Annotated in this window: 10 protein-coding genes and 2 pseudogenes; 6 read left to right on the top strand and 6 right to left on the bottom strand. The window is 60.9% G+C overall.

The window, feature by feature from the left end; all coding sequences use genetic code 11:
- The 6 genes and pseudogenes from E4K09_RS24725 to E4K09_RS29485 form a co-directional block, all read right to left on the bottom strand.
- Positions 1–110: pseudogene (locus E4K09_RS24725) on the bottom strand (S-(hydroxymethyl)glutathione dehydrogenase); the annotation flags it as partial.
- A gap of 82 nt (positions 111–192) precedes the next feature.
- The gene (locus E4K09_RS24720; protein ID WP_134500293.1) at positions 193–804 is read right to left on the bottom strand and encodes a hypothetical protein; all 612 of its coding nucleotides are present in this window, start codon (positions 802–804) and stop codon (positions 193–195) included.
- Positions 801–1,649 carry an ABC transporter permease gene (locus tag E4K09_RS24715; protein ID WP_244610670.1) on the bottom strand — a complete coding sequence of 283 codons (849 nt, stop codon included), beginning with the start codon at positions 1,647–1,649 and terminating at the stop codon, positions 801–803. The genes E4K09_RS24720 and E4K09_RS24715 overlap by 4 nt, the downstream gene beginning before the upstream one ends.
- A gap of 31 nt (positions 1,650–1,680) precedes the next feature.
- Positions 1,681–2,616 (bottom strand): YVTN family beta-propeller repeat protein, encoded by a 936-nt coding sequence (locus E4K09_RS24710; protein WP_134500304.1) that lies wholly within the window; start codon positions 2,614–2,616, stop codon positions 1,681–1,683.
- Positions 2,617–2,687: 71 nt separating this feature from the next.
- Positions 2,688–3,782, bottom strand: a complete 1,095-nt coding sequence (locus E4K09_RS24705) for an ABC transporter substrate-binding protein (RefSeq protein ID WP_134500303.1) — start codon at positions 3,780–3,782, stop codon at positions 2,688–2,690.
- Between the two features lie 171 nt (positions 3,783–3,953).
- Positions 3,954–4,160, bottom strand: coding sequence for a hypothetical protein (locus E4K09_RS29485; RefSeq protein ID WP_166802504.1), 207 nt, complete (start codon positions 4,158–4,160; stop codon positions 3,954–3,956).
- A 403-nt stretch (positions 4,161–4,563) separates the two neighbouring features.
- Here E4K09_RS29485 and pqqA point away from each other — a divergent pair, with 403 nt between their 5' ends.
- The 6 genes and pseudogenes from pqqA (at position 4,564) to E4K09_RS24665 (ending at position 8,825) form a co-directional block, all read left to right on the top strand.
- Complete coding sequence (gene pqqA / locus E4K09_RS24695) at positions 4,564–4,677, top strand: pyrroloquinoline quinone precursor peptide PqqA (RefSeq protein WP_134500290.1); 114 nt, start codon at positions 4,564–4,566, stop codon at positions 4,675–4,677.
- 26 nt (positions 4,678–4,703) lie between these two features.
- Positions 4,704–5,603, top strand: coding sequence for a pyrroloquinoline quinone biosynthesis protein PqqB (gene pqqB, locus E4K09_RS24690; RefSeq protein WP_134500289.1), 900 nt, complete (start codon positions 4,704–4,706; stop codon positions 5,601–5,603).
- Positions 5,600–6,684, top strand: a pseudogene (gene pqqC / locus E4K09_RS24685) (pyrroloquinoline-quinone synthase PqqC). The gene pqqB and the pseudogene pqqC overlap by 4 nt, the downstream one beginning before the upstream one ends.
- Entirely contained in the window at positions 6,681–7,814 is a 1,134-nt protein-coding gene (gene pqqE / locus E4K09_RS24675; RefSeq protein ID WP_134500287.1) for a pyrroloquinoline quinone biosynthesis protein PqqE, read from the top strand. The pseudogene pqqC and the gene pqqE overlap by 4 nt, the downstream one beginning before the upstream one ends.
- Positions 7,811–8,479 (top strand): hypothetical protein, encoded by a 669-nt coding sequence (locus tag E4K09_RS24670; protein WP_134500286.1) that lies wholly within the window; start codon positions 7,811–7,813, stop codon positions 8,477–8,479. The genes pqqE and E4K09_RS24670 overlap by 4 nt, the downstream gene beginning before the upstream one ends.
- Positions 8,460–8,825 carry a hypothetical protein gene (locus E4K09_RS24665; RefSeq protein WP_134500285.1) on the top strand — a complete coding sequence of 122 codons (366 nt, stop codon included), beginning with the start codon at positions 8,460–8,462 and terminating at the stop codon, positions 8,823–8,825. The genes E4K09_RS24670 and E4K09_RS24665 overlap by 20 nt, the downstream gene beginning before the upstream one ends.
- The last annotated feature ends 42 nt before the right edge of the window (positions 8,826–8,867 follow it).

Raw genomic sequence — 8,867 nt, 5'->3', positions numbered from 1 at the left:
GTGGCCATCACCTCCACCAGAACCTCGCCCGCCTTCGGACCCTCCAGCCGGATCGTCTCAATCGTCAAAGGCTTGCCAGCCTCCCACGCAACCGCCGCCCGCGTCTCCATCCCATCCTCCCGTGTTTGCTGTTCTCAACGCTTTCCCGTTACATCAAACGCTTTATCGATACGCCGGCTGAACCGGATGAGGCTAGAGCCGCTCCTGGATCGCCCGCGCCATCTCGAAGAGATGCTGCTCCAGGATCACCGGTGTATCGCAAACGGATCGGAGTGATTGCGCTCTCTCCTCGAAAATCCGCTTGTCCCATTGAAAGCGGGTCTCCAGATCCTGAATATCCTTGCCCGGCTGCGCGCCCGGCTCATCCTTGGCGGCGCTGATCTCGTCAGCCTCCTGGCGGATCCGCTCGGCAAGCTGGTTCTGGCCGCGTGCATAACGCTCAATTCCTGAGATGACACGGGACCGTTCCAGGTTGATGATCTCCAGCACGCCCGCAAACACGCGGGTGAGACGCTCGGCCTTTTGCGGGCCGGCCTTCCCTGCGAAAGCATCAAGCAAGGATCCGGCCTGTTCCACCGTGGTGCGGCGCGAGGCCAGTTGCTGCGCGAGCATTGCCGCCTCCGTATCGGCTTGCCATGATCCGACCGCCTGCAATTCCGGCCCAGCCCAAACGGTTCCGGCGGCGATCTCGGGGACCTTGTTCTGAACGCATGGCCACGTCGATTGTGCCGGCGCCTGTGCCTGAACGGCTGAGGAAAGCCCCGTCATCACAAGGAAGGGGCCAACCCATGAACAGCGGGTCATGTGGGCTCTCCCGGAGGCCCGCCGCGGCGGGGCATAAGCCCGCGTGCAGGGTCATAGGCTGTGACCGCAAGCACGAAGAAAGCGATGGCGACAGATGCAACGACACCGAGAGAGATCGGTTCAAAGGAGCCGTAGAGCGCATGGCGGACGAGCTCTACGGAATGCGTGAACGGGTTCGCGAGGCAAATCAGGTAGAGCACTTCGCTCGACTCGCGCACACGCCAGAGCGGGTAAAGCGCCGAGGACGCGAAGAACATCGGAAAAATGACGAAGTTCATCACGCTGGCGAAGTTCTCGAGCTGGCGGATGAGAGACGATAGGAACAGGCCGATGGAGCCCAGCATCAGTCCAGTGAGCACCAGGGCCGGTAACGCCGCCACGTAGCCTCCTACGGGAATCTCAACCCCCCAAAAGTGGGCGATGGCCAGGAAAACATAAACCTGCAGGAGCGATACGGTGACTCCGGCGGCGAGCTTCGAAAGCAGAAGAAACCAGCGAGGGAAGGGACTGGTGAGCAGAACCCTCATCGAGCCGACTTCCCGATCATAGACCATGGAAAGCGATGATTGCATGCCATTGAAGAGCTGGATCATGACGGCAAGGCCCGGCACCACATAAACTTCGTAGAGCACATAGGTCTCATAGGGAGGAATGATCGACACTCCCAGGATGCTCCTGAAACCCGCGGCGAAGATGAAGAGCCACACGAGCGGCCTGACGAGGGCGGCGAAGAAGCGCTCCCTCTGGTTGAGGAAGCGGAGGAACTCTCGGCGGGCAATGCCGGAGAAACAGGTAATATATCCCGCGAAGCCGAGCCTAAAGTCGATGGTCGCCGTACCGCTCATGCATCCTCTTTGATTCTCTTGTCTCTGGCCCTTAGGGCCCGACGGCAACGCCCCATGGCGCGCGCCCGACATTGATGCTCTTGACGACCTTGAGTCCCTCGACGTCGATCACCGAAACGTCATTGGAGTTCCCGTTGGTTGTGATGAGCAACTTCTCGTCCGGTGTAAAGGCGAGCTGCCACACGCGTTGACCGACGAGAAGGTATTTTTCCACCTCGAGGGTATCCGTGTTCACGACCGCGACCCTGTTGGCAGGACCGAGCGCAACGAAGGCTCTGCTGCCGTCGCGGGTCAACCTGACGCCAACCGGCTGGATGGTTTCCTTCGGCAGCCCTGGGACCTTGAACTCAATCTTCTTGACGATCTTGCGTGTTTCCGTATCGATGACGCTGACCGTGCCGCCGAGTTCCGCGGACACCCAAAGCATTCTGCCGTCGGACGAAAATTCGGCGAACCGGGGCCGTGAGTCGACCAGCACGCTGTCGACGAGCTTGTGGGTTTTCGTGTCGATGAAATGCGCCATGTTGGTCGTCTCCGACGTGTTCACCATGACGCTCCCGTCCGGACTCACACCCATCCCCTCCGGCTCGACTCCAACCGGCACCTCCGCCACAACGATGTTCTTCTCGATATCGAGCACCGTGACCTGATTGTCGTTCTCGTTCGCGATGTAGAGAGGATTTCCTGATGGGTGCAGAACGAACAATTCGGGATCCGGCCCTGACTTCAGAGATCTCACCACTTTAAGGGTCTTCGTGTCCATCACGTCGATGCGGTTGTCGTCGCTGGCGCAGATCAGCAGGTACTTCCCATCGTGGGTGACGAGGATCCCACGAGGGCGCCGGCCGACCTTGATCTTGTTCGTGACCTGGAGCTTTTCCGAGTCGATCACCGTGATCGTGTTGTCCTTCTCGCTCGACACGAAGATCGTGTAGGCCTGAGCCTGGCAAGGGAGCAGCCCCCACATCGTCAAGGCGCAGATGAGCTGGATCGCGGAAAACTTCGGATTGCTGGTCATGGGCTGTTTCCTCTGACGGTCTATTGGACCCGGCACTCGCTTTCGGGCTGATCGGCTCCCAGGGTATCGAGAGGTGTCCGCTGATGGAGGAAGCCCTCCTGTGGAGCGACCGATACAAGGAATTTGGGTTGCGCGATGAGAATAGGCTGTCGAAGTTGGCGGTCCCAGGTCCGGAAATTCACCGGCACACCCTTATAGGCCGCCAATTGGAACTGCGGATCAAGCAGCCGACGGCGGACGTCCACCGCATCCGCTTTGGCGCCCCGGAGCACCACCTCGCCGATCGCTCGCACCGCCATCCAGGTCTGATAGTCCAACGGGCGCATAGGCCGGTTCGCCGATTGTCGAAACCGGTTGTGCAGCTGCGCTGCGCCCCATGCTTCCAAGGTTGGGTGCCAGGTGGTGGCGATCAGCCCCTGCGTTCCGGCCACAACAAGGGGGTTCCAGGTGCGATAGGGAAGATAGTCACCGAAATCGCCGGCCTCATCCGCGACCACGAGAACCTTGTAGTCAACGTCACGGGTGAAAACCAGCGCCTCGGCGGTGGTCGGGGCGTCGGCTTTCGAGCGGGCGAGAGCTCCAAATTCCCAGGGCTTCTCCGCAACGATCGTCAGCCCGAGCTTGCGTGCCGAGCGTTTCATCGCATCGGCATAGAGCTTATCGCCGGCCTGAGGGCCTGTGACCAGGAAAATGCTTTGCCACCGTCGAAAGGCGAGGAACTGCGCCAGCGCATCTGTCAGCATCGCCCGGGTCGGAGCCATGTGCAGGAGGTTCGCACGGCAATCGGCACCACGGAGTCGATCGTCGGTGGCGCCCACGTTGAACAGGATGACCGATCGGTCCTTCAGGGCATCCGCAACGGACAGGAGCTCAGAAGCCGGGAGGTTGACAATCAGGAACTGGATGCCCTCCTCGACGAGCGTTCGAGCTTTCGCGACGGGATCTTCGTTCTCGTCCAGCCACGCCTCGTCGAGGCTGTATTGCTGCCCCGTGAAGGCTCCCGTCGTGTTGTTGTCCCGGACCGCCACGCGCCCTCCGGCAAGACCCTCATCCTCCGGTACGGGATCAATTTCGTAGGCAGGTGGAGGAGGTGGCCGGTAGGACAGGAAGCCCATTCGCACGCTTGCTGTCTCCGCAGCTTTTGATATCCCGGTGGAGACAATGACCAATGCGACCACAAGCCAGCACAAGGTGCACAGCCTGTGCAGGCGCCCGACGAGAGCGTTCCAAGGAATTCTGCAATCGAGCACGGTTGCGGCGCCTTCCTCCAGACACCACACCCTACGCTAGTCGTGCTCGAACATCCATTGGCTCTTTGGTAGAGCTTCCCGCAACTCGCCACGATTGTGCCGCAATCGTACCCGACCGTTCCAATATTGGCTGGGATCCCGTAATTCCGGCTTATTTCGCGTTTCAGCTTGCGTTTTGCCGTTATTCGGATCAGCGTCCTGAAGACCTTTCAGGAGACGGTCGATGCTATTGTTGATGACCATCTGCCTCACCGCGGATCCCACCATCTGTCGAGAAGAGCGGCTGAGCTTCTCATTTGAGGAAACGAGCCCTACAGCGTGCATGGTTCATGGCCAGTCCGCCTTAGCCGACTGGCAGCGAACGCATCCGAGCTGGCGCATCGGCCGGTGGCGCTGTGTGGCACGATCCTCCGTTCCCAACAGGATTTGATGAACTCGGCCCAATGTGTGTGACGAGCCCCGCACATGATGCGTTGCAGTAGCATCCGCCGCGCGTGCAGAAGCACGAGCTGCTCCATGGTCAGCAATTCTACTTGCCTATAGTCTTCATCTCCAGCATATTCGAAGCATTGGCACTCCAATCGCCAAGATAACAGCCCGCGAACTCAGAGAGAGAAAATTCGTCGGGCATGCAGCGGAGGAACCCATGAGCACGAAATGGACGAAGCCTTCTGTTCGCGAGTACTGTGTCGGGATGGAAGTCACGAGCTACGAGTCAGCCGACATCGATCCCTCGCTTGAAATCGATCCCTTCAAGTGACCTGAGCCTCGGCAGGCGGAGCGGACGTGCAGGCCATTGTCCTTGGGTCTGCGGCAGGAGGCGGAGTTCCACAATGGAATTGCCGCTGTCCGATCTGCCAATTGGCTTGGGCAGGTGATCCGAGAGTCAGGGTCCGCACGCAATCGAGCTTGGCGGTTTCTCCTGATGGCGAGCGGTGGCTTGTTCTGAATGCGTCACCGGACATCCGGCAGCAGATCGCCCGGACGGGCGATCTGCATCCACGCGCCGGTTTGCGCCATTCCCCTATCGAGGCGGTGCTCCTGACGAGTGCCGAAGTCGACCATGTGGCCGGCCTGCTCACATTACGGGAACGGCAGCCTCTCGCAATCCATGCGACACCTCAGATCCTCGATACCTTGGCCTTGAATCCGATTTTTGATGTGCTCGCGTCGGGAGTCGTCATGCGCCGTTCCGTCCAGCTCGGCCAGTCCTTCGAACCTGTCGAAGGATTATTCGCGACTGTTTTTGCCGTTTCCGGCAAGGTCCCCTTGTGGCGGGAAAACGAGAGCGTCTCATTGGACAATGGATTTGGCGCCACGGTCGGTGTCATGCTCGAGGCGGCGGGCCGACGGCTCGCGTATGTCCCAGGATGCGCATGGGTCGACGATGACCTGCGACGTAGAATATCAGGCGCCGATGTGCTGCTCTTCGACGGGACCGTCTTCCATGACGACGATCTCATTCGCGCTGGCGTCAGCGAGAAAACCGGGGCTCGCATGGGCCATGTGCCGATGGAGGGCGATGATGGATCGATGGCGCGTCTGTCGGACGTGCCCGTTTCTCGCCGGATCTATGTTCATATCAACAACACCAATCCCGTTCTCGTCGAGGATTCCGCGGAGCGGCGCCTCGTCGAGAGTCGCGGCTGGACCGTAGCGCATGACGGCTTGAGGATCTTCCCATGACAGAAAGCCGTATTCTTGCGAACCCCAGGGCCGATGAGGCACCACCACTTTCACATGCCGAGCTCGAAGAGCAACTGCGCGCTCTGGGAGCGCAGCGATATCACAGTCTCCATCCCTTCCACCGCCTTCTGCATGGCGGCGAGTTGAACCGCGATCAGGTTCGGGCTTGGGCCCTGAACCGTTACTGCTATCAGGCGGCCATTCCCATCAAGGATGCCAGCCTCATCGCCCGTGCCGAAGATCGCGACCTGCGGCGTGCTTGGCTCCAGAGAATCCTGGATCACGACGGAGAGGGAGAAGGCGAAGGCGGAATCGAGCGCTGGCTGCGCCTCACCGATGGGCTGGATCTGCCTAGGAGCTATGTGACGTCCAGGCGAGGCGCATTGCCGGCGACGCGCTTCGCCGTCGAAGCCTATGTCCACTTCGTGCGGGAGCGCTCCCTTCTTGAAGCTGTTGCCTCGTCCCTGACGGAGCTGTTCAGTCCCGGCATCATCTCCGAACGCGTCTCGGGGATGCTGTCCAATTACAGCTTCATTTCCCCGCAGATCCTGAGTTACTTCGAGAAACGGCTATCCCAGGCACCACGGGATGCGGACTTCGCGCTCGATTATGTCAAGCGCAACGCCGCCACACGATCCCAGCAGCAGGCTGTCATCGATGCATTGTCCTTCAAGTGCGACGTGCTCTGGGCTCAGCTCGATGCTCTTTATTTCAGCTATGTAGAACCTGGCTTTGTGCCTCCCGGGGCATGGACGCCGGGCGCGGAGCAAGCATGATGACGGCGTTGAGTGCAGGAAGCGTGCCCCACCTGCCGCGCGGAGTCAGGCTGCACCACGACAGGATCCGGAACACCCATGTTCTTCTGGCGCCTGAACGAGCATTCGATCTCGACGATATCGCCCTGGAGGTGCTCAGGCTCGTGGATGGGCAAAGAAGTATCCGCGAGATCGCCGGCGCTCTCGCGGCCCGGTACGATGCCGAGCAGGATGTGATAGAAGCGGATGTCATCGACATGTTGAACGGTCTCGCCAACAGGCGGATCGTTGGAGCCACTCCGCTGGAACCGGATCGAAAGCCATGAGCGACGTTCTGAACGCAGTTCCTGCCCCCATCGGTCTTCTGGCCGAACTCACGCACCGCTGCCCGCTGCGCTGCCCCTATTGCTCGAATCCAGTCGAGCTCGAGCGTCGCTCTGCGGAGCTCGACACCGCAACATGGTGCCGCATTCTCAGTGAGGCCGCCGCGCTTGGCGTGCTTCACGTCCACCTTTCGGGCGGAGAGCCGACGGCACGCTCCGATATCGAGGCCATTACCGCACACTGCGCGATGGTCGGCCTCTACACCAACCTGATCACCTCCGGCGTCGGCCCCGCGCTGACCAAGCTGGGCGGTCTCGCCGCGGCAGGCCTCGATCACGTCCAGCTTTCCGTCCAAGCTGGCGACGCTTCCACTGCGGATTCCATCGCGCAGTTGAAGGGCGCACACGAGCAGAAGCTCGTCTTCGCCAGGCGTGTTGTGGAGCTCGACCTGCCCCTGACGCTCAATGCTGTTATCCATCGCGGCAACATTGGGAGTGTCTCCGATCTCATCGCTCTCGCGGTTGATCTCGGCGCAAAGCGCCTCGAGATAGCCCACACCCAATATTACGGCTGGGCCTATGTGAACAGGGCCGCCCTGATGCCCACCCGGACCGAGGTCGACCGCTCGATTGCGGTTGTGGAGGAAGCACGGGAGCAGCTGCAGGGACGCTTGGTCATCGATCTCGTCGTACCCGACTATTATGCAAGCTATCCGAAGGCCTGCGCCGGAGGTTGGGGACGCCGCCTGATGAATGTCTCGCCTTCGGGCAAGGTGCTGCCGTGCCATGCGGCCGAAACAATCCCCAACCTGACTTTTTGGAACGTTCACGACCACTCGCTTGCCGAGATCTGGGCGGAGTCGCCAGCCTTTCAGGCATTCCGCGGCACGGAATGGATGCAGGAGCCATGCCGGAGCTGCGAGCGGCGCGAGCGGGATTGGGGTGGCTGTCGCTGCCAGGCTCTGGCCTTGACTGGTGATGCAGCATCCACGGACCCGGCCTGCCACCTGTCGCCTCATCATGCTCTGATCCGCAATCTCGCGAGGACCGATTCCGCGTCTTCGTCCTCGACGACCGTGTACCGCGGGTTTGGAGCTCTCACGGAACATGTGCCTGCCGGAGAGCCCGTATGAGACGCCTGGCCTTCGCAATCGGCCTGATGGCATCGCTCACCGCCGCACCAGTCTCAGCGGAGACGATGCCTGCCGCCTCCGATCTTCTCTTCGAAACCCGGGACTGGCAGGCGGTTGCGCCGGACGCGACACTGCTCTACCGGTATCAGCGCGGGGGCGATTTCAATTCCGAACGCATGCGGGGTTTTTCGGACACGATCCGTCTTCTCGTCACCCCGGGCGCAAGTGCTGACGTCCGGAATGTGCAGGTCGAGATGTTCCCGAGCACGCAGCGGCGGCCGGCCGGACCGTTCGACGGTGTCATAAGCAATCCAATCCTGGTCCTGTTTCTGGAGCAGCACCTCCAAACCCTCGTAACAGCTCTCGGAGCCAATCCGCGCTATCTGCGGAACGCGATCCGGACCGGGATGCGCGAGAAGGTGTCCGTCACCCCCGTCACAACGACCTACCGCAACGAGTCGGTTCCGGCGTGGCGGATCGAGACCCAGCCGTTCATCGAAGACATTCATCGAGATCGCATGCAGGGCCTCGATGCACTGAGATATTCGTTCATCACATCCGAGCGGATACCGGGACGAATCCTCTCCATTGACGTCAAGGCCGTCGCGGCAGACGGCCGGACTCTTCTTCATGAGGCTCTGAGCTATGATCCAAGCGGCAGTTGAGAACAGCCTCCGGGCTGGCGCCATCCTCCTCCTCAGCCTGACGGGCGTTGCTGCCGAGGGTGAACCGGCGAACGACTATCCCACGAGTGCCAGGGCCGATTATGTGTTTGGGTGCATGGCGGCGAACGGGCAGTCGCGCGATATGCTTGAACGCTGCTCCTGCTCCGTCGACACCCTGGCCTCGATTATGCCCTACGATCGGTACCTGCAGGCGGAGACGATCCTTTCCATGAGGCAAGGAGTTGGCGAACGGATGTCGATGTTCCGCAACACCAAGATGTTCGACGACATCGTGGCGGACCTTCGCCGCGCTCAAGCGGAGGCCGAGGTCCGCTGTTTCCGCTGACGGCTCCGCTCTCGACCGTGCGAGCGGCACACTCAAGAAGAG

It is taken from the genome of Microvirga pakistanensis (genome assembly GCF_004458765.1).
GTDB classification, from domain to species: domain Bacteria; phylum Pseudomonadota; class Alphaproteobacteria; order Rhizobiales; family Beijerinckiaceae; genus Microvirga; species Microvirga pakistanensis.
Note: the sequence above shows the minus strand (reverse complement) of the source record. Positions and strands in the feature narration are given on the sequence as shown.

What these genes read in the sequence shown, in the direction of transcription:
- E4K09_RS29485 (WP_166802504.1), bottom strand. Translation starts at nt 4,160, where the DNA reads ATGGTCATCAACAATAGCATCGACCGTCTCCTGAAAGGTCTTCAGGAC.
- E4K09_RS24710 (WP_134500304.1), bottom strand. Translation starts at nt 2,616, where the DNA reads ATGTGGGGGCTGCTCCCTTGCCAGGCTCAGGCCTACACGATCTTCGTG.
- pqqA (WP_134500290.1), top strand. Translation starts at nt 4,564, where the DNA reads ATGAGCACGAAATGGACGAAGCCTTCTGTTCGCGAGTACTGTGTCGGG.
- E4K09_RS24715 (WP_244610670.1), bottom strand. Translation starts at nt 1,649, where the DNA reads ATGAGCGGTACGGCGACCATCGACTTTAGGCTCGGCTTCGCGGGATAT.
- E4K09_RS24720 (WP_134500293.1), bottom strand. Translation starts at nt 804, where the DNA reads ATGACCCGCTGTTCATGGGTTGGCCCCTTCCTTGTGATGACGGGGCTT.
- pqqE (WP_134500287.1), top strand. Translation starts at nt 6,681, where the DNA reads ATGAGCGACGTTCTGAACGCAGTTCCTGCCCCCATCGGTCTTCTGGCC.
- E4K09_RS24665 (WP_134500285.1), top strand. Translation starts at nt 8,460, where the DNA reads ATGATCCAAGCGGCAGTTGAGAACAGCCTCCGGGCTGGCGCCATCCTC.
- E4K09_RS24670 (WP_134500286.1), top strand. Translation starts at nt 7,811, where the DNA reads ATGAGACGCCTGGCCTTCGCAATCGGCCTGATGGCATCGCTCACCGCC.
- E4K09_RS24705 (WP_134500303.1), bottom strand. Translation starts at nt 3,782, where the DNA reads ATGGGCTTCCTGTCCTACCGGCCACCTCCTCCACCTGCCTACGAAATT.